This is a genomic window from Streptomyces sp. NPDC006208 (genome assembly GCF_040613775.1).
Taxonomy (GTDB): Bacteria; Actinomycetota; Actinomycetes; order Streptomycetales; family Streptomycetaceae; genus Streptomyces.
In genome coordinates this window covers 1-21,370 of sequence record NZ_JBEXSW010000066.1, presented here as the reverse complement: position 1 = coordinate 21,370, position 21,370 = coordinate 1, and the positions used below count along the sequence as shown (strand labels likewise).

Here is a 21,370-nt window from a genome sequence, read left to right as displayed (position 1 = left end):
CCCGCTGGGAGGTGGCCCCGGTGAGCACACCGCAGCGCGGCCCCGTCGAGGCCGCAGTGAGGGACGACGTCGAGCAGCTCGGCGACCTGGTCGGTGTCGAGCCCTCGCTGTCTCAGATGGCGTACCGCCTGGCCCGCGAGATTGATGCCGGCGGTGGGGAGGATGGCAAGCAGCTCCCCCAGCTCAACCGCGAGCTGCGGCAGACGCTGGCCCAGCTGTTGGAGGGGCGGGCGAGCGATGACGACGACGACGAGTTCGGAGACCTGGGCACCCCCGGGTGAGTTCGCCGCGGACCTGCTTGAGCGGTACGGGCTGACGTGCCCCCCGCGCTGGGGTACGCCGCGCCGGCCGGAGCGTCCGAGCCTCGGGCCGAAGGCCTGGCGGGTGATGGAGGCGCTCGGGTACCCGCCGATGCCGTGGCAGAAGTACGTACTCGACGTGGCGCTCGAACTCGACCCGGACACAGGCGTGTTCGCGCACCGCGAGGTCGGCCTGTCCGTGCCGCGGCAGCAGGGCAAAACCCAGCAGATCCTCGGCCTCATGGTCCACCGCATGGCCGCGTGGCAGCGGCAGAACGTCGTGTACGCGGCGCAGACCCGGGGCATGGCGCGTCAGCGGTGGGAGGACGAGTTCCTCGTCACGATCGAGGGCTCGGACCTGGCGGGGCGGATCCGGGCGCGCAAGTCCAACGGGAACGAAGCGATCATCTGGGGCAGGACCCGGTCGAAGCTGGGCATCACCGCGAACACGGAGAAGGCCGGGCACGGACCGGCCCTCGATCTCGGCGTGATCGACGAGGCGTTCGCGCACGAGGATGACCGGCTGGAGCAGGCGTTCTCCCCGGCGATGCTGACCCGGGCCATGGCGCAGCTGTGGTGGGCCTCGGCGGGTGGCACCGAGAAGTCGGTGTGGCTGAACAAGAAACGCACCTCGGGGCGCTGGCTGATCGAGGAGATGTGGCGCTCGGGCACCGCCCCGTCAGTGGCGTACTTCGAATGGTTCGCCCCGGACGACATGCCGCGCGATGACCCGGCGACGTGGCGGGCCTGCCTGCCCGCGCTGGGCTACACGGTGACCGAGGACGTGATCAGGTCCGAGCTCGAGAAGATGGCCGGCGACCCGAGCGCGTTCGACCGGGCGTATCTGAACCGGACACGCAAGGCTGCACCCCCGTCGGATCCGAACGTGCCGAAGGCGCAGTGGCCGGGGCTGGTGGACGCGAAGTCGAAGCACACCGCGGGCCCGGGGCTGGCGTTCGCGATCGACGTGTCGAAGGACCGCAGCTCGTCATCGATCGCAATGGCCTCGACCCGGTCCGACGGGCGGGTGCACCTCGAGGTCGTCGACCGCCGGCCGGGCACTGCCTGGGTAGTGCCGGCGATCGTCCGGCTGAAGCGGCTGTGGGATCCGCTCGTCATCGCGATCCCCTCGTCCGGAGCCCCGGCCGCGTCTTTGATCGATGACGTGGTGGCCGCGGGTATCACCGCGCCGACGGACAAGGAGCGGCCGCACCGCGGGCACCTGGTGGTGATGCGCACGAACGACGTCGTCGAGGCGTGCGGGCAGATGGCCGACGCGATGAACCAGGGCACCGCGCGCCACCGCGACCAGGCCCCGCTGACTGCCGCGGTGAACGGGGCACGGACGCGCCGCATGGGCGACGCGTGGCAGCTGGACCGGACGAACTCTCTGGCGGACGTGTCCCCGTTCGTCGCGGTGACGCTGGCCCGGTGGGCGCTGCTCGCCCGGGGGCCGGGTGTGGTCGACGACTATGACGTGCTCGATTCGATCTACTGAGAGGGGCGGTGCGGTGCGCGAGCGACTCACGTCTCTGCTCGACGCTCTGGGGCTGCTGCTGGTCGCGGCCGGCTCGGGTGCCGCCGCGGGGACGGTCATTGGATGGGCGGGGCTGGCAGTGTCCGGGGTCGTGGTGCTGGCCGGCTCGGCGGCCGCCGCACGGTGGGGCGGGGGTAGCGGATGAGTCTGTTCTCGCGCCGTTCCGCCCCGGCGCCTACGGCTGACCAGTTGATTCCGCAGCGGCCGGCGCAGCGGGCTGGTTCCGCGGTGGTGACGAGTGACACGGCGCTGCGGCACAGCGCGGTGTGGGCCTGCCTGCGACTGCGGGCCAACCTGGTGTCGACGATGCCTGTGGACCTGTACCGAAGGGTGGACGGGATCCAGGTCGAGGTGCCCAAGCCCCCCGTTCTGATCAACCCGGGCGGCGGGCGGGTGGACATGCCCGAGTGGCTGTACTCATCGCAGTTCGACCTCGACCGGTCCGGCAATGCGTTCGGTCTGATCACCGCGCGGGACGGGCTCGGGTTCCCTGCCCGTATCGAGCTGGTCCCTGTCGCCGAGGTCACGGTGAAGGTGAAGGCGGGCCAGCTCCACAAGTACAAGATCGGCGGGACGGAGTACGACCCGGGGAACGTGTGGCACGAGCGGCAGTACACGCTCTCGGGCATGCACGTCGGTCTGTCCCCTGTGGCCTACGCGGCCTGGTCCATCGGCGAGTACATGAGCATCCAGCAGTTCGCCCTGGACTGGTTCGGTAACGGGGCGGTGCCGAGCGCCCATCTGAAGAACACAGCCAAGACGCTGGACGCGAAGTCAGCGGACGAGACGAAGCGCCGGTTCCGGGCAGCGACCCAGAACGGGGAACTGTTCGTCACGGGGCAGGACTGGGAATACAAGATGATCCAGGCCGAGGCCGCAGGCTCGGACTGGATCGAGGCGAAGCGATACGGCATCGGTGACATCGCCCGGTTCTTCGACTGCCCGGGCGATCTGATCGACGCAGCCGTTTCGGGCAGCTCGATCACCTACGCCAACATGACCCAGCGCAACCTGCAGTTCCTGGTGATGGCGCTCGGTCCGGCGATCATCCGCCGCGAGAACGCGCTGTCGAGCCTGACCTCGAAGCCACGGTTCGTGAAGCTGAACACGGACTCGCTGCTGCGGATGGACCCCCAGTCGAGGGCGGCGATGCTGCGCACGTTGATCGAGTCGCGGCAGCTCGCCCCGTCGGAGGCGCGCGAGCTCGAGGACCGGCCCCCGTTCACCGAGCAGCAGCTCGCCGAGTTTGACCGGCTGTTCGGCGGACCCAAGACAGCGACGCCCACCCCTGCGGGTGGCAGCACCCCGACAGGAGCGATGACGTGACAGACATGGCCACCCTGCGGGCGCAGGCCGCGACCGCGCGGTCGAGCGCCGCAGGCACTACGCCGATGCAGGTACCGCGCGACCGGCCCCCGGCCGCGGAAGTCAGGTTCACTTCACAGGTCCGCGCGAAGAAGGTGACGCGTGACGACATGGAGTGGTACGAGGTCGAGGGCTACTCGTCCGCGTTCGAGCAGGGCTATGAGATGTGGGACATGTTCGGCCCGTACACCGAGGTCGTGTCCAAGGGCGCGGCGGATGCCACGCTTGCCGCGGACCCGGAGGTTGTGTTCCGGTTCAACCACGAGGGCACCCCGATGGCCAGCACGAGGAACGGCCGGCTGCAGCTGTGGGCCGACGAGCAGGGGCTCGGACAACGGGCGTGGCTCAACCCGAAGCGCAGCGACGTGCAGCTACTCGTCCAGGCCATCGAGGACACGGACGTGCGTGAGCAGTCGTTCATGTTCCGCATCACCTCGGGCCAGTGGTCCCCGGACTACACCGAGTACCGCATCAGCAGCTTCGACCTGGAGCGCGGCGACGTCGGCCCCGTGACCTACGGCGCCAACCCGCACACCTCGATCTCCGCACGCAGTGGAGAGTTCCTGGCCGCCATCGACCAGATGCCGACGCTGGTGGCCCGCGAGGCGTACACCCGTCTCGCCCAGCGCACCGACTTGACCATCCCCCAGCCGGCCGCGCCCGCGACGGCGCCGAGTACGGCTCCGACCGCGGAAGGTCGCTCGATCGCGATGCTCCGCACCCGGCTCCTGGTTGCTGCAGACGAGGACTGAGCAGCAGCCCGAGCACGCACCACCTACGGCACGCCCTCCGGCAGATCGCCCGGAGGCGGGACCTTGCTGCACCCGGCAGATCGCCCGGGTCACGGGTCGCGCCGCATCACACCAACCGATCTATCCGAAGGGGCATCGCCATGCCTGGAACGATTGACGACCTGATCGCCTCGATCGAGGTCGAGCTCGAGGCCGCACACAAGCGGCGCAAGAAGTGCGGCGCCGAGGTCCAGCTCATCCTGGACAAGGCGCAGCAGGACGGGCGCTCGGCGCTCACCGTCGAAGAGGACGAGCGGGTCGCCGAGCTGTTCGCCGCGCGCGACCAGTCGAAGTCCGACATCGAGGGCATTGAGGGCAAGCTCGCGAACGCGAACAAGATCAGGGCCGAGGAGATGGAGCGCGCGGCCGAGGCCAAGAAGGTCACGCCGACCGAGGCTCGCCGGCCTGCGTATGACCAGGTCGCCCGGGTCGGCAACGAAGAGCGCACGTACCGCAAGGACCAGGATCCGCTGGGCAAGCAGTTCTTGATGGACATCTCTCGGCAGTTCATGTTCCAGGATGTCGAGGCGTCCCACCGCCTGGCGCAGCACATGCGCGAGGAGCGGGTCGAGCGGGCCGAGTACATGCAGCGCGCCGTCGGCACGGGCGCGTTCGCCGGGCTCACGGTGCCGCAGTACCTGACCGACCTGTACGCCCCGGCGACCGCGGCCCTGCGCCCGTTCGCCGACGTGTGCAACCGGCACCCGCTGCCCGAGGCGGGCATGTCCGTGAACATCTCCCGCATCACCACCGCGTCCGGCGCTGCGCTGCAGTCAGCTGAGAACGCGGCGGTGCAAGAGACCAACATGGACGACACGCTGCTGACGGTTAACGTGCAGACCGCGGCAGGCCAGCAGACGGTGTCCCGGCAGGCGATCGACCGCGGCACGGGCATCGAGGACGTCACGATGCAGGATCTGTTCAACCGGGTCGCGACCGTGCTCGACTCGACGCTGCTGAACCAGGCCACCAACGGTCTGACCAACGTGGCGCAGGCTGTCACCTACACGGACGCCACCCCGACGGGCGCCGAGCTGTACCCGAAGATCCTGGGTGCCGCGGCCGGTGTCGAGGGTGCACTGCTGGCGATGGGCCGCCCGTCCCACGCGGTGATGCACTCGCGCCGCTGGTACTGGCTGTCCAGCCAGATGTCGAGCACGTGGCCGCTCATCAACTGGTCCGGTGTTCCGGTCCAGGCGGGCGGCACCGCGAACTCGGGCAGCTCCTACAACTCGGGCCCCCGCGGTGTCCTGCCGTGCGGACTCGAGGTCGTGGTCGACAACAACATCGCCACGAACCTGGGTGCGGGCACGAACGAGGACGAGGTATACGTCGTCCCGTCCTCGGAGTGCCACCTGTGGGAGGACCCGAACGCGCCGCTGTTCATCCGTGCCGAGCAGCCGGCCGCGGCGTCCCTGGGTGTACTGCTCGTGGCCTACAGCTACTTCGCGTACACCTTCGGCCGCTACACCAACGGGACACAGAAGGTCAGCGGCACGGGTCTGATTACGCCCGCGTTCTAGTCCCCGACGGGGCGGGCCTGCGCTTTCGTGGTGGGGAGCGCAGGCCCGTCCCGCCGGCTGTCCGAGGAGAGGGCGGGAGCATGGCAACACAGCAGGCGCTGGGCGGGGAGCGATACCCGAACAGTGCGCGGATCTCGAGCGCGCAGGCTGGCGACGGCGCGTCCACGCACATCGTCGACCGTGGCGCGGCGGCCGAGCGGCCCGCGCTGCTCACCATCACCACGACGGTGGGCGCGACGCCAACGTGCACGTATGCGATCGAGGGCAGCGCCGACGGGGCGACCTGGTTTGCCGTGTCCTACGCGGACCCGGCCACCCCGGACACGGGCAGCGTGGCCACCTTCGCTATCACCACGGCGACGACCAGCCGCAAGATCCTGCGGCCCGGGCAGCCGTGGCGCTATCTGCGGCTGACGTACTCGGCGAACACGAACGTCACCAACACGGCGGACGTGCACATCTTCTGAGGAGAAGAGCTTATGGCCAGGGACGACAACATGATCGCCGGGCTGAGGCGCGAGCGCGCTGTCTACGCGGCCCGCGGTGACGACGAGCGGGTGAGCCAGGTCGACGAGCAGCTCGCCCACTACGGGTACACGCCCGAGCACGCCGAGGACGACGGGCCGCAAGGACGCACCAGCGCGGACCCCGGGAAGAAGACTGCAGCAAAGAAGGCCGTTGCTCCGCCTCGGCCGAAGGGGTGACCGGGCGTGGCCACCGACTACGCCGACCTGGCCACGCTCAAAGAGCAGCTGAACATGGAGGCGGACGACGACAGCCGCGACGAGCTGCTGGGCAGGGCGATCACATCCGCGTCCCGCTCCATCGACAAGACGACTGGGCGCCGGTTCTGGCTCGACGCGGACCCGGTGGTACGCACCTACCGACTGCGCGGCCGGACCGTATGCGAACCCGACGGTGAGGTGCTGCTCACCGACGACATCGGCAGCCTGTCCGGGCTGCTCGTCGAGACTGGCTCGGGCTCATCCTGGTCCACGGTCACCGGGTACGAGACCACCCCGGACAACGCGCACGCCGATGGCGAGCCCATCACCGGGCTGCTGCGCGTCAACGGGACCTGGGGATACGGGCCGTCACGCGTCCGGGTCACGGCCCGGTTCGGGTGGCCGTCCGTGCCCGACGACATCGAGCAGGCCGCGCTGATCCAGGCCTCGAGGCTGTTCAAGCGCAAGGACTCCCCCGAGGGCGTCATGGGTTCGGCCGAGTGGGGCGTGGTCCGGCTGTCCCGCAGGGACCCCGACGTGTGGAACCTGATCGAGCAGTACGTCCGCCCGGGCTTCGGGTAAGGAGGCAGCAGCGATGCGGATCCGCATGCTGATCGAGATGACCGGCACCCGCGACGGCCAGTCCTGGCCGAAGAAGGGCGACGAGGCCGAGCTGCCCACGGCGCAGGCCGCGCACCTGGTGGCGTCCGGCGTTGCCGAGCAGGTCGACGAGGAGCAACCCGCACGCAAGCAGCCAAAGCGAGGTGGCCGCCGTGCAGATGGCGGAAGTGCGTGACGCGATTGCGGACGCGGCACGCGCCGTTGCCCTGCCCGACGGAGTGGGCAAGCTGGTGTGCACCGGGTACGTCCCGGACGCGATCACCACGCCCGCGTTCTTCTGCGGCGAGTACAGCGTCGAGTTCGACAAGGCGATGCGCCGCTCGCTCGACGAGGTCGAACTCACCTGCCGCGTCCTGGTCAGCAGGTCCGACGACCGGGCGGCGCAGCGTCTCCTGGACGCGATGCTCGCCGGGGCGGGCGCGGCATCGCTTAAGGCTGCGATCGAGGCGGCCCGCGGCGCCCCGGGTGAGTACGCCCTCGGCGGGCTGGCGCATGACCTGCACGTCATGCGCATCCAGGGATACCGCTGGTACGAGCACCAGGGCACCCAATACCTGGGTGCCGAGCTGGTCATCAAGGTCATCGGAGAGGGGAGCGCGTAATGGGCAAGCAGATCCTGCTCGACTGCCGGCTGTTCGCGGTGGGCGCCGACCTGTCCGGCGCAAGCAACAAGATCGAACTGTCTGCCGAGCATGAGGACAAAGAGACCACCAACTACCGGTCCGGCGGATGGAAGGAAGTCATCGCCGGGCTCGGCTCGGCCGAGATCGCAGGCGAAGGACAGTGGGAAGCGGGCGATCCGTCGCTCGTCGACAACGCGTCCTGGTCCGCGCTCGGCGGGGTCGGCCCGTACACGGTGTGCCCCACCGACTCGATCGTCGGCGCGCTTGCCTACCTGACCTACGGCATGCGCTCCGACTTCAAGTTCGGCGACGCCGTTGGGGAAGTCGCCCCGTGGTCCGGCACCGTCAAGTCGTCCTGGCCCATGGTGCGCGGGCAGATCGGGCACCCGCCTGGCACTGCGCGGACCGCGTCCGGGACGGGGACCGCGCTGAACCTGGGCGCCATCACCACCGGGCAGCGGCTTTACGCCGCGCTGCACGTCCTGTCCGCATCCGGGACCACACCGAGCATCACGGGGCGGATCGAATCCGACTCCGACGGAAGCTTCGCATCCCCGACGACGCGGCTCACGTTCACCGCGGCAACCGCGGCCGGCGGGGAGATCCTGCGTACCGACGGGACCGCGATCACCGACACGCATTACCGGGTCGCTTGGACCATTTCCGGGACGACTCCCAGTTTCATGTTCGCCGCCTCTCTCGGAATCAGGTGATCAACGTGGCAAAGATGGTTCTGCTCGCGCAGTTCCTGTCCCTCAACGGGACGGACGTGTCCGAGCACATGCGCAAGTGCGAGGTCAGCGTCGAGGTGGAAGACAAGGACGTCACCACCTACACCAGCCTCGGATGGAAGCAGGTCCTCGGTGGCCTCAAGTCCGGCGAGCTGTCGATCGAGTTCCTGCAGGACGTGGCCGCGACCGAGATCGACTCGATCATGTGGCCGCTGCTCGGGACCGTGGTCCCGTTCGTGACCCGGCTCGACCAGGCCGCGGTCGGCGCATCGAACCCGTCCTACTCGGGCAGCGTCCTGGTCAAGGGATGGAACCCGATCGAGGGCAGCGTGGGTGACGAGGCATCGGTGTCCGTCAGCTACCCGACGAGCGGGGCCGTGACCCGGGCCGTGGCCTGATGCCCGGGGACGGCCCGCCGTTCCAGCTGGAGTGCACGCACGAGGGCCTCGACTCCCTGGTCCGCGCGATCCGCTCGCAGGCCGACGCGAAGCTGCTGCGCAAGGAGCTCGCGAAGAACATGCGCGAGGCGCTGCGGCCGGCCGCGGTCCTGGCGAAGAGCAACATCATGGGCATGAGCTCGGCCGGCCTGAGCACCAGCACCCCCGGGCTGCGCACGGCGATTGCGAAGAAGATCCGGCCCGAGGTGAAGCTGGGCGGCCGCTGGTCCGGCGCCCGCGTGAAGGCATTCAAGACCCGCGGGCTGCGCCAGTTCCCCAACGCTCCGAAGCGCACCAACCGGCGTGACGGCGGGTGGCGCACCCTCACCTACGGGCACGAGCCGTGGCGTACCCAGTACGGCAAGCGGCACTGGTTCGACGAAGCCTTCGAGGGCCAGCAGAACACGTACAAGCAGGCCGTCCTCGACGCGATGGACGACATGGCCCGGCGCATCGCGTCCCGGGTCGACGAGTAAGGAGTACCCCTTGTTCCTGGTGTACCAGCCCGAGGGGCAGGAAGAGCCGACCCGATGGCGCTACAACCCGCGCAAGCTCATGTCTGTGGAGCGCGAGGATCTCGAGCGCCGCACCGGGCGCAACTTCAGCGAGTTCACGACTGACGTCCTCAAGGGCAACTCGCTCTGCAGGCGGGCGCTGCTGTTCACGTTCCTGCGGCGCGAGCACCCGAAGACCCGGTTCGAGGACGTGGATTTCGCGTGGGATGAGCTCACCCTCGAATACTCGCGCCAGGAGTGGGAGGAGATGCGCGAGAAGGCGCTCGAGTCCCTGCACGGCGACCAGCTGGCCGCGGCCCTGGCCGTCTTCGACAAGGAGATCGAGACCGCGTTCGACGACAGCGGCGACGAGGGAAAAGCGGGGCTGCCGATCGCCGGGTGAGGCAGCTCGGCAACGCCGCCCACCTGCTCGGCATCCGCCCGTGGGAGTGGGACCGGATGACGGTCGAGCAGACCGACGCCGCCCTGGACTGGCTCGACGCGTACAAGCGCGACATGGACGAGCAGACCGAGCGCATGAAGAGGGGGTGACCCGTCGTGTCCGACACATCCCTGGTGTTCAACCTCGTCGCCCGCGATCAGGCGTCCGGCGAAGTGTCCGCGTTCGGCGAGCGGCTCAATACCGCGGCGGCCACCATCGGCGCAGGCTTCGGCATGGCGCTCGCTGCCGGCGTGATGACCCACATGGACATGGAAGCGGCGGGCGACAAACTCGCCGCGCAGCTCGGTGCCGGCCCGGCCGAAGCGGCCGAGCTGTCCAAGGTCTCGGCGTCGATCTATGAGAACGCGTGGGGCGACTCGATCGAGACCGTGAACCTGGCCATCAAGGGCGTTCACCAGAACATCGGCGACGTCAGCCAGGCCGAGGGCGGCCTCGAGGGCGTCACCACCAAGGCCCTGGCCCTGGCCGAGACGTTCGACCAAGACCTCACGATGGCGACCGCCGCAGTGGGCCAGCTGATGCGCACCGGTCTGGCCGACAACGCTGAGGAAGCGTTCGACATCATCACCACCGGGTTGCAGTCCAGCGCTGACAAGTCGGGTGACTACCTCGAAACGCTCAACGAATACTCGACCCAGTGGCGCCGCGTGGGCCTCGATGGGCAGACCGCAACCGGGCTGCTGTCCCAGGCACTCAAGGCCGGCGCCCGGGACGCCGACCAGGTCGCCGACGCGATCGGTCAGTTCGGCGAGCGGGCACTGGCCGGCGGCACCGCCGTGGACGACGCGTTCAAGAGCATCGGTCTGAAGTCCAGCGAGATGGCCAAGCTGCTCGGCAAGGGCGGCGACTCCGCCAAGCTCGCCCTGCAGAAGACCATGGACGGCCTGCGTGGCGCCAAGAACGAGACCGTCAAGCTGAACGCGGCCGCCGCGCTGTTCGGTGACCCGGGCAACGTCATGGGCGAATCGCTGTTCGCCCTCGATCCCGCGTCTGCAGCCGCGGCGGCGGGCATGGACAAGGCTGCCGGATCCACCGACAAGCTGGTCGCCGCAGTGGGCGACAACCCGAAGTCGGCGATCGAGTCGTTCAAGCGAAAGGTAATGGGCGACCTCGGCGAGGCTGCGGGCGTATTCGTCAAGTTCGCCATGGACAACCAGAAGGTCATGGAGCCGCTCGCCTACACCCTGGCCGGGCTGGCCGCGACGGTCCTGGTGGTCAAGGCTGCCATGGCCACCTATGCGGCCATCTCGACCGTCGTCACCGCGGCGCACGCCATCATGTCCGCCTCGGCCTGGACGGTCATCGGGAACTGGACGCGCATGATGGCCCTGGGCCTGGCGGCCTACGCACAGATCGCCGGGGCTGCGGTCGTGTCCGCGGCGTCAACGGCTGCAGCCTGGGTGGGCAGCGCCCTCGTGTCGATCGGCACATGGATCGCGGCAGTCGTCCGGGCCGCGGTCACCGCGGTCGCGCAGTTCGCGCTCATGGCCGCACGGGCTGTTGTGTGGGCGGCGACCATGGCCGCACAGTGGCTGATCGCCATGGGCCCGATCGGACTCATCATCGCGGCCATCGTCGGCCTGGTCGCCCTGGTCATCGCGAACTGGGACACCATCAAGAAATGGACCGGCCAGGCCTGGGACTGGATCTGGGGCAAGATCAAGGGGATCGGCGACATGATCCTCGGGTTCATCAAGAACCTGCCGCTGGTGCGCTGGTTCCTCGACCACTGGGACCGCATCAAGAAGGGCACCATCGAGAAGGTCGCCCAGCTCATCGTGTGGGTACAGGGCCTGCCCGGGCGTATCTCGAAGGCGATCGGCGGGCTGAAAGACCTGCTCTGGGACAAGGGCAAGGATCTGATCCGCGGCCTGTGGGAAGGCATCAAGTCCATGGGCGGCTGGCTCAAGGATCAGCTGCTGTCCTTCGCCCGGAACATGATCCCCGGGCCGATCGCCGACGCGCTCGGCATCTCCAGCCCTTCCAGGGTGATGGCCGAAGTCGTCGGCCGGTGGATTCCCGCCGGCATCGTCGAGGGCATCGATGACGGAGCGCCCGCGCTCGCGCGGACCATGTCCACCCTCGTCACTCCGCCGTCACCCAACGCTGCTGCCGCCGTCGGCCGGCGCATGGCTCCGGTCCTCGGACGGTCCGCAGGCGGCGCTGCGGCGGTCGATGTCCGGGTCAGCACCATCGGCGTCTATGACGAGCTGCTGCGCCTGGTCCGCAAGATGGTCACCGTCGAGGGCGGCGGCAGCGCGCAGCAGGCATTCGGCAGCAGCTAGGGGGTGGAACTGTGGCGTTCCCTCAGACTCCACTCGTCGTCACCATCGAGCTGTTCCTCGAGGGGGCGTGGGTGGACATCTCCGATGACGTCTACCTTCGCAACCGGATTCAGATCACGTGGGGACGCCAGGACTGGGCCGCTACGGCGGACACCACGAAATGCCAGCTCACGATCAACAACCGGCTCGGCAAGTACACGCCGAAGAACACTGCCAGCCCGCATTACGGGCAGCTCGGCAGGAACACGAAGATCCGGATCACCGTGGACAGCTCGGTGCGTTTCGAGGGCCGCGTCTCCAGCTGGCCCACCCGCTGGGACGTGTCCGGGAAAGATGTGTACGTCGGAGTCCAGGCCAACGGGGTGCGGCGCCGCCTGAGTCAGGGCGTGCCGCCTGTGCGGGACCCGCTACGCCGCTTCATCGAGGCGAGCGCCCCGCTGGCGTACTGGCCGATGACGGACGGGGAGGACGCGCGGCAGGGCTCCGAGATCGTCGGCGGTGGACAACCGATCCGCGCGATCGGCACGGCCGGCTCGTTCTTCCAGGGGCAGCCCGGGTGGGGGAAGGGCACGCTCGCCACGTGGCTGGATGCGGCCGTTGAGCTCCCGTCCGGGACGACCGGGCGGCTGACCACGACCGTGCGCCCGCAGGCCCTGGACGCATGGGCTGCCGACCACTTCCGCAACGGAGTGGGCGGGACCGAGGACGACTTCGCTGCCTTCGATAACGGGGAGGGCACCAACGCCGACCCGGTCAAGGGCTGGATCATCGCCGCCGACGCGACAACGAACGTCGTCGAGCTGCGGCTGCTGTCCGCGGGCGAGACGATCACGACGCTGACCACCCTGGCCACGGTCAGTAACCCGGGGATCTTCGACCTGTCGCCGCACATGCTGCGCGTCACGGCCGCGCGGAACGGCGGCTCGACAGACTGGACGCTCGTCATCGACGGGGTGACCCGCGCCAGCGGGACCCAGGCTGTCGCGTTCCGCCCGCCCCTGCGCCTGCGTTACCGGTGGGGGCAGTTCACCGGGCTGCCCGAGGCCATGCAGCTGGGGCACATCGCCTACTGGGAGACACCCCCGGACGCGACCGACACCTACCAGGCGCTGCTCGGACACGCGCGTGAGCTCGCAGGGCGGCGCATCGAGCGGCTGTGTGCCGAGCAGGGGGTACCCCTGGCGGTGCACGGCAACTTGGACCAGACGCCGCCCATGGGCCCGCAGCGCAGCGGCTCGTTCCTCGACCTGCTGCAGTCCGCGGCGGACGTCGATGGCGGGGTGCTGCACGAGTCGCGCGACGTGGCGGGCCTGGCATACCGAACTCAGAGATCGAAGTACAACCAGGGGGTGTGACGTGGCGTTCGACGTCTGCTCGGTGTGGGTCGGTGCGACAACGGACACGACCGCCCGGGTGCGGGCGCGGCTCGTCGCAGCAACCGCGTCCACGCTGCTGGTCGCCGACAACGAGGCGATGACCGGGCCCGTATCCCTCGGGCCGACCGCCCCGGGCACCGACAACGTCATCACATGGGACGTCACGGGGCTCGACCCGGACACCCGGTACTGGTGCCTCGTCGATGACGGGGCGCTGAACACGTCCTTCAAGTCGACGTTTCGCACCCACCCGGGCGCGACAGGCGAGCGGCTGAGCTACGTGTTCGGTGCGGCTGGTGACGCGGGACTCACCGGGGACGGGGACGAGGGCACTGTCACCAGCGGCGTGAGCAACGGAGTCGTGTTCGACACGATGAAAGCCCAGTCGCTCGACGAGGAATGGGCCTGGTTCTCTCACCTCGGGGACCTGCACTACAAGAACATCGCGACGAACACGCCGGCCAGCTTCCGCTCGGCGTACTTCGAGACGATGAACTACGGCGCGGTAATCAGCAGTGCCGCCAGGCAGGGCCAGTTCATGCGCTCCGTCGCGTCCACCTACGTCTGGGACGACCACGACTTCGGGCCGAACGACTCGGACCGCACCAGCGCGAGCAAGCCAGCAGCCCAGCAGGTCTACCGCGAATGGGTGCCGCACTACACGCTGCCTGACGCCGCGGGGATCTACCAATCGTGGCAGGTCGGCCGCGTCCTCTACATCGCGAGCGACGTGCGCAGCTTCCGCGACCCGAACAGCACCGCGATCAGCCCGAGCAAGACCATGCTGGGCACCGCGCAGAAGGCATGGATGGAGACGCTCCTGTCGACGAGCACCGCCTCGGCACTCGTGTGGCAGTCCCCTTCCCGCTGGGTCGGAGGGACGGACACGTGGGCCAACTTCCCGTATGAGCGGGACGAGATGGTGCAGCTGTTCGGTGACACAGGCTGGCTCGACCGCATGGTGTTCATGACCGCGGACATGCACGCAAACAGCATCTGCACCGGGCCGAACAACCCCGTCGGCCGCTTCCCCATGTACATGTTCGCGTCGCTGGACAGCGGGGCCTGGTCCACGGGCACCGAGTACGACATCGGGTCCGTCTCCGGGCGCCGGCAGTACGGCACCATGCGCGTCCAGGACGACGGGCACACCATCGCCCTGACCGGGACCTGCTACCACGACGGGACGGTGCAGTTCGCGCACACCGCCTACATTCAGGCCGACGCCACCGTCATCGCGCTCGACTACGCCGCGGGCCACATCTCGCCGCCACTGGAGCCCACCGACGACGACCAGAAGCTGCGCAACGCCGTGACTGCGAAGCGGCAGGACGGCGGGGAGGCCACCTTCGTCAAGACCGAAGGCTCGCTGAACACCAGCGACCCGGAGACGGACCCGGACGGGGTCGGGGTCTATGACGAGTCGGTCACCGTGAACGTGGCCACCGACGACCAGCTGCCCGGACATGCCGGGTGGCGGGTGCACCTCGGCACGGTCAACGATCCCAGGTATCCGCTCGTCCACCTCGACCTGGCCGCCAACCCGGGCCTGGCCGACGACGTCACCGCGCTCGCTCTCGGCGACCGCATGACGATCGCCAACCCTCCGAGCTGGCTCCCCCCGGAGACCATCGAGCTCATTGCCGAGGGCGGAACCGAGTACATCGGCCTGTACGACTGGAACGTTGAACTGAACGCGTCCCCGGGCAAGCCGTGGACGGTCGCGCAGCTGCCGGCTGATGTCGCATCGGCCGGGCCGGACGGGCCGAACCGGCTGGACACGTCCGGCTCGGAACTGGTCACCGCGGTGGACGCGGACGACACCGAGTTCATCGTCCACACCCCGCCGGACGGGACCACTCCCCGTATCCACTGGGTCAACTCGACGGGCCTGACCGCGGTACTACCCACGCACTTCCCGTTCGACGTGCGCCTCGCGGGCGAGACCGTCCGCGTGACAGCGTGCAGCCCGGTCGTGTGGGACAGCTTCACCCGCACCACGGCCAGCGGGTGGGGCACCGCGAGCTCGGGCCAGGCCTGGACGACAACAGGCGGCTCGGCATCCGACTACTCGACCTCGGGCACCACGGGCGTGCACTCGCTCGGCACCGTCAACGTGTCCCGCCACAGCGTCACGACCGCGCCCTCGCCCGACCTCGACATGACCGTGGACATTTCCTCGAGCGTCCTCGCGGCAGGAGCGAGCCAGTTCACGCACCTGATCGCCCGCTACCTCGACGGGAACAACATGTACGCGGCCCGCCTCGGGTTCACCACCACGGCGACGCTGCAGCTCGTCATCCAGAAACGGGTCGGCGGTACGCAGACCGACCTGGTCACCGTCACCGCGCCAGGGAAACATGTGGCCGCGACGTTCTACACGCTGCGTTTCCAGCTCGAGGGCACCGCGCTGCGGGCCAAGGCCTGGAAGCGCGGCGGACAGGAACCCGAGGGCTGGCAGGCCACCACCACCGACACCAGCCTGACCTCGGCCGGCTCGCTCGGTACCCGCTCGATCCTCGGCTCAGGCAACACCAACCCGCTCCCGGTGACGGTCACCTACGACAATCTGCAGCTGCTCACGCCGCAAAGGATGACGGTCACCCGCAGCGTCAACACCGTCGTCAAGGCACAGGCCGCGGGCACCGCGCTGTCACTCGCCCAGCCCAGCCCCGTCGCCCTGTAGGAGGCTGCCTTGTCCATCCCCAACTGGTATGCGGGCCAGGTGATGACCGCGGATGCCCTCAACGCGAGGCATCCGCGGCTGGTCATCCAGGAGAACGACCAGACCGTCACCTCGTCCACGGTGTTCGTGAAGTCGGAGATCCGCTTCACCCCTGAGCCGAACGCCCTGTACACCTACGAGCTGTTCATTTCCTACAGCGCCGATGACGCCGAAGACTTCAAATGGGAGTGGGACTCGGACGCGACCACAGGCGTGCTCCTGTCCAGCTTCACGGCTGCCTACGCCGCGAACGCGACGACGGGCGCCGACGATGGAGCGGCCATCATCTTCCGCCGTCCCGGCAACACGACCGACCGCATTGCTGGCGGTAGCGACGTCGCGAACTTCCACTCGGCCTACGACCGAGGAACGTTCACCACATCCAGCGTCGTCTCGGAACACGCCCTGTACTTCACCCAGCGCGTCTCCGGTGCGACCGGCACCATCCTGCGCGGCGGAAACCAGACCCGCTTCGTGTACACCCGCATCGGTTGACCGCCAATCCGACCACCGCCCCGAGGGGACCCGCACATGGCCACACCGCTGTCCGCTGACCGTCTGCTGCAGGCTCTCCGGGACGAGGGCCTCACGGTCGTCGAGCACCGTTCCTGGGAGTCGAACAACCGCAACCACAGGGGCCCGTGGGGACCCATGCACGGGGTGATGATCCACCACACCGTGACCTCGGGGGACACGGCGAAGCAGACGCTCGCGTCCGTAGAGCTCTGCTACAACGGGCACAGCGCGCTGCCTGGCCCGCTGTGCCAAGGCGTCATCGCCAAAGATGGCACCGTGTACCTCGTCGGGAACGGACGGGCCAACCATGCCGGGCTCGGCGACCCGGATGTACTCCGCGCCGTCATCAACCAGACCGACCCGCCGACGGACAACGAGGCCACGGTTGACGGGAACCGGCACTTCTACGGGTTCGAATGCATCAACCGTGGGGACGGTGCGGACCCGTGGCCCGAGGCGCAGCTGCTCGCCATCGAGAAAGCGGCTGCCGCGATCTGCCGCGCACACGGCTGGTCCGCCAAGTCGGCGATTCGGCACCTGGACTGGCAGCCCGGGAAGGTCGACCCGCGCGGCGTCGACTGGCCGACGCTGCTCGCCCGGATCTCCGCACGGCTCGGCACACCGAAGCCCAGCGCGCCCGCGCCGACGCCGCAGCGCCCCACCGTCGACCTGTCCCGGCTCGTCGCCGCGGCCCGGTCCGACCCGGCGAAGGCAGGCACCCCGGTGACGTACAGCGGGGTGCGGACCGTAGAGGCCGCCCTCGTCGATGCCGGGCTGCTCGCGAAGCGCTACAGCGACGGACACTTCGGCCGGGCCACTGTCCAGGCATACGCCGCGTGGCAGCGAAAGCTCGGTTACTCCGGGACCGCGGCCGACGGGATCCCCGGGCGCACCTCCCTGACCAAACTCGGTACGCGGTACGGATTCAGCGTCACCGCCTGAACAGAAACGGAGCCTGCCATGGCTGCACCCGTAGAGAAGAAGGTCACCGTCGGCACCATCGGCGCGTACCTCGGTAGCGTCGGCCTGCTCGCCATCCTCACCACGATCCAGGGGGATGCTGGTCTCATCGACCCGCTGCCGGACCCGACCGAGCCGTTCGTGCTCGCGCTCATACCGACCGCAATCACGTTCGTCAGCGGCTGGGCCGCCAAGCACACCCCGCGCGCCTGATCGGAGCAGCCGTGGACGAGCTGACCCTCGGAGAACTGGCCCGCCGCTTTGAGGACAGGCTCAGTGACGTCCGCGAGGACATACAGCAGCTCGGTGTCCGCCTCGACGGGCGCGTCTCGCTCGAGCGCTACCAGCTCGAGCGAGAAGCACGCGACAAGGAAGTCGCCGCGCTCACCGAGCGGGTCAAGGAACTCGAGGATGCCGCGAAGGAGAAGGAGAAGCAGCGCCAGAGCGACAGGCGGCTGATCTTTTTCAGCCTGATCGTGCCCGTGCTGCTGCTCGCCATCCAGCTGTACAACGCGAACAAGGGGGCTGCGTGAGCACACACAGGCACCAGCACCGCGACCCTGTGACCGTGCTGTTCGGCGCGTTCCTGGCGGTGCTCGTGGCGTACATCTGGTGGCAGACGTCGCAGCTGTCCGCGGATCTGCGGGCGGCGAACACCGCCCGGGATCAGCTTGCCGCACAGGTGCAGCAGCTTGGCGCCCAGCCCATCGCCGGCCCGCCAGGCTCCCGAGGGCAGCCAGGTGCCAGCGTCACCGGGCCGCCCGGGGCGCAGGGCGAGCAGGGACTGACAGGCCCCTCGGGGCCGCCCGGGCCGAGCGGGACCCCGGGGCCGAGCGGATCCCCGGGCAGCGACGGAAGCGACGGTGTCGGAACCCCCGGGGCGGATGGGACGGACGGATCCGACGGGGAGGCAGGCCCGGCCGGGCCACAGGGGCCGCAGGGCGAGCAGGGCCCCGCCGGGCCACAGGGCGAGCAGGGCCCCGCGGGCGATGACGGAAAGGACGGGCAGACCTGCCCCGACGGGTACAGCCTGCAGCCCCCGAAGAACGACCCGGATGCGCTCATCTGCCGCCGCGACAACGCACCCCCACCGGACAACGGGGGCCTGCTGTCCATGGGGCTCGACCCGGCCCGCCGCCAGTACCCGTAGGGAGAAGCCATGCCACTGCCTGCAGGTGTCGAGACCGTCACCGTGACCGCGGGTGAGCCCCTGTCCCTGCCCAACGGGGCGGCGCTGCAGGGCCGGCTCACGTTCACCGGGCCCGACCTGGTGACCATCGCCGGCGACGACGTGATCCTCGGTGGCGCCGCCGAGGTCCCCCTCATCGATGGGGAGTTCACCGTGACGCTGTGCGCCACCGACGCAACAGGCATGTCGCCGAGCGGGTGGACATACAAGGTCACAGCCAAGCTGACGAACGGGCCCGACTGGGTGCGGCACATCAGCCTGCCCAAAGCCGTGCCGAGCGTCGCCCTGGCCGACGTCGTCGTCCCCAATCCGGTGGCGGGCGAGTTCACCACCCTCGCGGTACCGCGCGGTGGCGTCACGCTGGCCACCGACGGGACGCCAGCGCCCGCGCTCGGCATCGAGGGCGACTGGGCACTCGACACGGGCGCACGCCGCCTGTACGGGCCGCGTGGCGCCTCGTCCTGGCCTGCGTTCTCCGTCGTCCCCGCGCCCACCGAGGCAGGTTGGACCCGCAACGGGTTCGCCGAGCTGCTCGGCGGCGATCTGTACCTGACCGAGGCCGGCGACGGGTTCGGCGCAGGCTCGTCCTGGTACTCGACCCTCGTCACCACCGAGGGACTCGACGTGAGTTTCGCGTGCGAGATGAGCGGCGGCACTGGGGCAGACGGGGTGTGCATCGCCTTCGCCGACCCAGGGGCCGCGGACTCATTCGTGGGTGGTGGCGGTGGCGACCTCGGGCTGGTGGGCTGCAACTCCGTTGCCCTGGCCCTCGACACAGGCGGCGGATCCCGCGCCAGGCTCGTCCAGACCACCCCGACGACGATGACCGCGCTGCAGACCTACGGAGGCGCCCTGACACTCAGGCCGGCGCCTTTCACCGCGCGGCTGCGCTACCTCGACGGGGTGCTCACCGCGTGGGTGAATGAGGTACAGATTCTGCAGCACACCATCGCCCTGCCAGCTACGGCCCGCCTCGGTTTCACCGGGTCGAACGGTGGGCTCACCGACGACCACATTGTCCGCGGCGTCCTCGTCGTACCCCGCGGCGGAATGCTGCTCTGACCAACTGCGCGCGCCCCTGTCTGGCCTACGGGCTGGGCAGGGGCGCTTTCGTCATGCACGGAATCAGGTGCTGGGCAGCCTCGACACGAACGTCCCGATGCCTGGCTCCATGTACGCCAGGCCCGCGGCGCGCAGCTCGCGCAGCACCCGCCGCGCCGTCACCGGACTGATGCCTGTCTCTTCGACGAGATCGAGCGCCGACGGGAGCCGCTCCCCGGGCGGGTACACCCCGCTGTCGATGCGCTCCTCGATCAGCGCATACACCTGTCGCCACCGCGGGATTTCCGGCTGCCAGTCCATGATCGGAAAGCTAGGGGGGCAGCCTGCTCTAGGCGAGATCAGCCCACCCAGTTGACCTATCGCACCTATACCGCCTATCTGCCCTGCACTACCGTGGGCATGAAAAACCCTCGCGGCCGCGCGAACGGCCCGAGGGTGCGGACGATGCTGTGAAGGAGCTCGCCATGCAGCAGCCTACTGATGCCGCGCCCGGACAGGAACGGGCCGACTGGTGCGACTGGCACAAGGGCCCGTCATCGACGGCCGAACGCGTGTTGATCGAGCGACAGTCCGGGGCGCCGTACCCGCTAGAGCAGTTCGCCTGCGCCCCGTGCCGCGAGCAGCGCGCGCTCGTCCGCGCCGAGCTCCCCATGGGGGTGTGATGGCCGCCGCACTCAAGCAATGGGATTACGTCGTCACCGTCGCCGACGGACGGCCCGGACTGATCACGCTCGACCTCGGGGGGATGTACCGCGTCCGCCATCACCATGGACCGGCACGCAGAGACGAAGTACGGGAAGCCACGTACTGGGCAAACAAGGTGCGGCGCGCGACCGAGCAGGAGGCGGCCGCAGCAATCGCCGAGGGCGTCACCCGCGAGGCCGAGCGCAGCGGACTCGGGGGGCGGCGATGACTGCGCCCGTGCCGACGCCGCGCCGCACCCGGTGCAGCAGCGCGCCGATCCCCCGGGCCGCCGCTCTGTCCTACGGGGCAGGCAAGGGCTGGAACTGCTACGCCTGCGGCGCGCCGCTCACCACGGGCGCCGTCCTGGCCGGGCGCGCGGAAGGCCGGTCGGGCGTGCACGACATCAGCGCCGACGTGTACGCCTGCTCATGAGACCCCCGTCCGTGGCCCGTGTCAGGGCTCCATGGACGGGCCCTGCGGCAGCCCGACGGCGAGCAGTACAGGGCTGTCGCACCCCGGCCGGCTGTCACCCCCGGGCCGGCCGGGGCCTACCCAAACTGTTTCGACGGACGACACACTGCCCGACGTAGATCATTCGGCAGCACTTGCCCCCGGCCTACGGGTCGGGCGCTGCGGCGTCCTCTCTTGCACGAGGGACCCCGCCCAAATGGCGGAGCCGCAGCCAAGCACCCCCCGAGCATCAGCTCGGGGGGTGTCTCGTTCTACGTGGGGACCCGACAATCGGGGGCGTCGCCGAGGTGAGCGCCGCAAGACGGGAAGGGGTGAAACATGGGGCAGATAACTCCCATAAACACGCTCACAGCGGAGCAGGTCAAACGCCATCTAGTACAGCGCTCGCAGCGTGATAATTGCTGCCTACCGGCCGCACGGCGTTTCCCCAATCATTGCGTTGACCTGCTGTTTCGACCCTACAGAGTTTGTCAGAACGGTTGTACAGCGCTCA

Annotated in this window: 29 protein-coding genes; 28 read left to right on the top strand and 1 reads right to left on the bottom strand. The window is 69.2% G+C overall.

What is annotated here, in order from left to right:
• Nucleotides 1–20 precede the first annotated feature (20 nt).
• The 25 genes from ABZ208_RS35420 (at nucleotide 21) to ABZ208_RS35300 (ending at nucleotide 19,722) form a co-directional block, all read left to right on the top strand.
• Nucleotides 21–281: a hypothetical protein gene (locus ABZ208_RS35420; RefSeq protein ID WP_356913550.1), complete on the top strand. Its 261-nt coding sequence runs from the start codon at nucleotides 21–23 to the stop codon at nucleotides 279–281.
• On the top strand, nucleotides 238–1,797 hold the full coding sequence (locus tag ABZ208_RS35415; RefSeq protein ID WP_356913549.1) for a terminase: 1,560 nt from the start codon (nucleotides 238–240) through the stop codon (nucleotides 1,795–1,797). The genes ABZ208_RS35420 and ABZ208_RS35415 overlap by 44 nt, the downstream gene beginning before the upstream one ends.
• Nucleotides 1,798–1,810: 13 nt before the next feature.
• Nucleotides 1,811–1,981: a hypothetical protein gene (locus tag ABZ208_RS35410; protein ID WP_356913548.1), complete on the top strand. Its 171-nt coding sequence runs from the start codon at nucleotides 1,811–1,813 to the stop codon at nucleotides 1,979–1,981.
• An 86-nt stretch (nucleotides 1,982–2,067) separates the two neighbouring features.
• The gene (locus ABZ208_RS35405) at nucleotides 2,068–3,162 is read left to right on the top strand and encodes a phage portal protein (RefSeq protein ID WP_356913547.1); all 1,095 of its coding nucleotides are present in this window, start codon (nucleotides 2,068–2,070) and stop codon (nucleotides 3,160–3,162) included.
• 5 nt (nucleotides 3,163–3,167) lie between these two features.
• Nucleotides 3,168–3,953, top strand: coding sequence for an HK97 family phage prohead protease (locus ABZ208_RS35400; protein WP_356913581.1), 786 nt, complete (start codon nucleotides 3,168–3,170; stop codon nucleotides 3,951–3,953).
• A gap of 140 nt (nucleotides 3,954–4,093) precedes the next feature.
• Complete coding sequence (locus ABZ208_RS35395; RefSeq protein ID WP_356913546.1) at nucleotides 4,094–5,515, top strand: hypothetical protein; 1,422 nt, start codon at nucleotides 4,094–4,096, stop codon at nucleotides 5,513–5,515.
• Between the two features lie 80 nt (nucleotides 5,516–5,595).
• Nucleotides 5,596–5,982 carry a hypothetical protein gene (locus tag ABZ208_RS35390; RefSeq protein ID WP_356913545.1) on the top strand — a complete coding sequence of 129 codons (387 nt, stop codon included), beginning with the start codon at nucleotides 5,596–5,598 and terminating at the stop codon, nucleotides 5,980–5,982.
• Between the two features lie 12 nt (nucleotides 5,983–5,994).
• Nucleotides 5,995–6,219 (top strand): hypothetical protein, encoded by a 225-nt coding sequence (locus tag ABZ208_RS35385; RefSeq protein WP_356913544.1) that lies wholly within the window; start codon nucleotides 5,995–5,997, stop codon nucleotides 6,217–6,219.
• Nucleotides 6,220–6,225: 6 nt separating this feature from the next.
• Entirely contained in the window at nucleotides 6,226–6,822 is a 597-nt protein-coding gene (locus ABZ208_RS35380) for a head-tail connector protein (RefSeq protein ID WP_356913543.1), read from the top strand.
• A 13-nt stretch (nucleotides 6,823–6,835) separates the two neighbouring features.
• Entirely contained in the window at nucleotides 6,836–7,036 is a 201-nt protein-coding gene (locus tag ABZ208_RS35375; protein ID WP_356913542.1) for a hypothetical protein, read from the top strand.
• The gene (locus ABZ208_RS35370; RefSeq protein WP_356913580.1) at nucleotides 7,020–7,463 is read left to right on the top strand and encodes a hypothetical protein; all 444 of its coding nucleotides are present in this window, start codon (nucleotides 7,020–7,022) and stop codon (nucleotides 7,461–7,463) included. Before ABZ208_RS35375 ends, ABZ208_RS35370 begins: the two co-directional genes overlap by 17 nt.
• Nucleotides 7,463–8,197: a hypothetical protein gene (locus ABZ208_RS35365; RefSeq protein ID WP_356913541.1), complete on the top strand. Its 735-nt coding sequence runs from the start codon at nucleotides 7,463–7,465 to the stop codon at nucleotides 8,195–8,197. The genes ABZ208_RS35370 and ABZ208_RS35365 overlap by 1 nt, the downstream gene beginning before the upstream one ends.
• A 14-nt stretch (nucleotides 8,198–8,211) precedes the next feature.
• The gene (locus ABZ208_RS35360; protein ID WP_356913579.1) at nucleotides 8,212–8,613 is read left to right on the top strand and encodes a phage tail tube protein; all 402 of its coding nucleotides are present in this window, start codon (nucleotides 8,212–8,214) and stop codon (nucleotides 8,611–8,613) included.
• Entirely contained in the window at nucleotides 8,613–9,128 is a 516-nt protein-coding gene (locus tag ABZ208_RS35355; protein WP_356913540.1) for a hypothetical protein, read from the top strand. The genes ABZ208_RS35360 and ABZ208_RS35355 overlap by 1 nt, the downstream gene beginning before the upstream one ends.
• 19 nt (nucleotides 9,129–9,147) lie before the next feature.
• Nucleotides 9,148–9,549: a hypothetical protein gene (locus ABZ208_RS35350; RefSeq protein WP_356913578.1), complete on the top strand. Its 402-nt coding sequence runs from the start codon at nucleotides 9,148–9,150 to the stop codon at nucleotides 9,547–9,549.
• Nucleotides 9,546–9,698, top strand: coding sequence for a hypothetical protein (locus ABZ208_RS35345; protein ID WP_356913539.1), 153 nt, complete (start codon nucleotides 9,546–9,548; stop codon nucleotides 9,696–9,698). The genes ABZ208_RS35350 and ABZ208_RS35345 overlap by 4 nt, the downstream gene beginning before the upstream one ends.
• Nucleotides 9,699–9,704: 6 nt before the next feature.
• Nucleotides 9,705–11,894, top strand: coding sequence for a phage tail tape measure protein (locus tag ABZ208_RS35340; RefSeq protein ID WP_356913538.1), 2,190 nt, complete (start codon nucleotides 9,705–9,707; stop codon nucleotides 11,892–11,894).
• Nucleotides 11,895–11,905: 11 nt separating this feature from the next.
• Entirely contained in the window at nucleotides 11,906–13,249 is a 1,344-nt protein-coding gene (locus tag ABZ208_RS35335; RefSeq protein WP_356913537.1) for a hypothetical protein, read from the top strand.
• A 1-nt stretch (nucleotide 13,250) separates the two neighbouring features.
• Complete coding sequence (locus tag ABZ208_RS35330) at nucleotides 13,251–15,956, top strand: alkaline phosphatase D family protein (RefSeq protein ID WP_356913536.1); 2,706 nt, start codon at nucleotides 13,251–13,253, stop codon at nucleotides 15,954–15,956.
• A gap of 9 nt (nucleotides 15,957–15,965) precedes the next feature.
• Nucleotides 15,966–16,490, top strand: coding sequence for a hypothetical protein (locus tag ABZ208_RS35325; protein WP_356913535.1), 525 nt, complete (start codon nucleotides 15,966–15,968; stop codon nucleotides 16,488–16,490).
• Nucleotides 16,491–16,526: 36 nt separating this feature from the next.
• Nucleotides 16,527–17,453 carry an N-acetylmuramoyl-L-alanine amidase gene (locus ABZ208_RS35320; RefSeq protein WP_356913534.1) on the top strand — a complete coding sequence of 309 codons (927 nt, stop codon included), beginning with the start codon at nucleotides 16,527–16,529 and terminating at the stop codon, nucleotides 17,451–17,453.
• Nucleotides 17,454–17,471: 18 nt separating this feature from the next.
• On the top strand, nucleotides 17,472–17,684 hold the full coding sequence (locus ABZ208_RS35315; RefSeq protein WP_356913533.1) for a holin: 213 nt from the start codon (nucleotides 17,472–17,474) through the stop codon (nucleotides 17,682–17,684).
• An 11-nt stretch (nucleotides 17,685–17,695) separates the two neighbouring features.
• Nucleotides 17,696–18,004, top strand: a complete 309-nt coding sequence (locus tag ABZ208_RS35310; protein WP_356913532.1) for a hypothetical protein — start codon at nucleotides 17,696–17,698, stop codon at nucleotides 18,002–18,004.
• Nucleotides 18,001–18,621 carry a collagen-like protein gene (locus tag ABZ208_RS35305; protein WP_356913531.1) on the top strand — a complete coding sequence of 207 codons (621 nt, stop codon included), beginning with the start codon at nucleotides 18,001–18,003 and terminating at the stop codon, nucleotides 18,619–18,621. Before ABZ208_RS35310 ends, ABZ208_RS35305 begins: the two co-directional genes overlap by 4 nt.
• A gap of 9 nt (nucleotides 18,622–18,630) precedes the next feature.
• Complete coding sequence (locus tag ABZ208_RS35300; protein WP_356913530.1) at nucleotides 18,631–19,722, top strand: hypothetical protein; 1,092 nt, start codon at nucleotides 18,631–18,633, stop codon at nucleotides 19,720–19,722.
• A gap of 63 nt (nucleotides 19,723–19,785) precedes the next feature.
• On the opposite strand, the gene ABZ208_RS35295 is transcribed toward ABZ208_RS35300, so the two are convergent.
• Complete coding sequence (locus ABZ208_RS35295; protein ID WP_356913529.1) at nucleotides 19,786–20,022, bottom strand: winged helix-turn-helix domain-containing protein; 237 nt, start codon at nucleotides 20,020–20,022, stop codon at nucleotides 19,786–19,788.
• A 164-nt stretch (nucleotides 20,023–20,186) separates the two neighbouring features.
• Here ABZ208_RS35295 and ABZ208_RS35290 point away from each other — a divergent pair, with 164 nt between their 5' ends.
• The 3 genes from ABZ208_RS35290 to ABZ208_RS35280 are packed head-to-tail and all read left to right on the top strand — an operon-like array spanning nucleotide 20,187 to nucleotide 20,838.
• On the top strand, nucleotides 20,187–20,384 hold the full coding sequence (locus ABZ208_RS35290) for a hypothetical protein (protein ID WP_356913528.1): 198 nt from the start codon (nucleotides 20,187–20,189) through the stop codon (nucleotides 20,382–20,384).
• Nucleotides 20,384–20,635 (top strand): hypothetical protein, encoded by a 252-nt coding sequence (locus tag ABZ208_RS35285; RefSeq protein WP_356913527.1) that lies wholly within the window; start codon nucleotides 20,384–20,386, stop codon nucleotides 20,633–20,635. Before ABZ208_RS35290 ends, ABZ208_RS35285 begins: the two co-directional genes overlap by 1 nt.
• The gene (locus tag ABZ208_RS35280) at nucleotides 20,632–20,838 is read left to right on the top strand and encodes a hypothetical protein (protein WP_356913526.1); all 207 of its coding nucleotides are present in this window, start codon (nucleotides 20,632–20,634) and stop codon (nucleotides 20,836–20,838) included. Before ABZ208_RS35285 ends, ABZ208_RS35280 begins: the two co-directional genes overlap by 4 nt.
• The last annotated feature ends 532 nt before the right edge of the window (nucleotides 20,839–21,370 follow it).

Excerpts from the sequence above, each read along its gene's own strand:
- ABZ208_RS35365 (WP_356913541.1), top strand. The coding sequence starts at position 7,463 with ATGGGCAAGCAGATCCTGCTCGACTGCCGGCTGTTCGCGGTGGGCGCC.
- ABZ208_RS35360 (WP_356913579.1), top strand. The coding sequence starts at position 8,212 with ATGGTTCTGCTCGCGCAGTTCCTGTCCCTCAACGGGACGGACGTGTCC.
- ABZ208_RS35280 (WP_356913526.1), top strand. The coding sequence starts at position 20,632 with ATGACTGCGCCCGTGCCGACGCCGCGCCGCACCCGGTGCAGCAGCGCG.
- ABZ208_RS35290 (WP_356913528.1), top strand. The coding sequence starts at position 20,187 with ATGCAGCAGCCTACTGATGCCGCGCCCGGACAGGAACGGGCCGACTGG.
- ABZ208_RS35375 (WP_356913542.1), top strand. The coding sequence starts at position 6,836 with ATGCGGATCCGCATGCTGATCGAGATGACCGGCACCCGCGACGGCCAG.
- ABZ208_RS35300 (WP_356913530.1), top strand. The coding sequence starts at position 18,631 with ATGCCACTGCCTGCAGGTGTCGAGACCGTCACCGTGACCGCGGGTGAG.
- ABZ208_RS35295 (WP_356913529.1), bottom strand. The coding sequence starts at position 20,022 with ATGGACTGGCAGCCGGAAATCCCGCGGTGGCGACAGGTGTATGCGCTG.
- ABZ208_RS35390 (WP_356913545.1), top strand. The coding sequence starts at position 5,596 with ATGGCAACACAGCAGGCGCTGGGCGGGGAGCGATACCCGAACAGTGCG.
- ABZ208_RS35370 (WP_356913580.1), top strand. The coding sequence starts at position 7,020 with ATGGCGGAAGTGCGTGACGCGATTGCGGACGCGGCACGCGCCGTTGCC.
- ABZ208_RS35320 (WP_356913534.1), top strand. The coding sequence starts at position 16,527 with ATGGCCACACCGCTGTCCGCTGACCGTCTGCTGCAGGCTCTCCGGGAC.
- ABZ208_RS35355 (WP_356913540.1), top strand. The coding sequence starts at position 8,613 with ATGCCCGGGGACGGCCCGCCGTTCCAGCTGGAGTGCACGCACGAGGGC.
- ABZ208_RS35400 (WP_356913581.1), top strand. The coding sequence starts at position 3,168 with ATGGCCACCCTGCGGGCGCAGGCCGCGACCGCGCGGTCGAGCGCCGCA.
- ABZ208_RS35415 (WP_356913549.1), top strand. The coding sequence starts at position 238 with ATGACGACGACGACGAGTTCGGAGACCTGGGCACCCCCGGGTGAGTTC.
- ABZ208_RS35285 (WP_356913527.1), top strand. The coding sequence starts at position 20,384 with ATGGCCGCCGCACTCAAGCAATGGGATTACGTCGTCACCGTCGCCGAC.
- ABZ208_RS35315 (WP_356913533.1), top strand. The coding sequence starts at position 17,472 with ATGGCTGCACCCGTAGAGAAGAAGGTCACCGTCGGCACCATCGGCGCG.
- ABZ208_RS35395 (WP_356913546.1), top strand. The coding sequence starts at position 4,094 with ATGCCTGGAACGATTGACGACCTGATCGCCTCGATCGAGGTCGAGCTC.
- ABZ208_RS35385 (WP_356913544.1), top strand. The coding sequence starts at position 5,995 with ATGGCCAGGGACGACAACATGATCGCCGGGCTGAGGCGCGAGCGCGCT.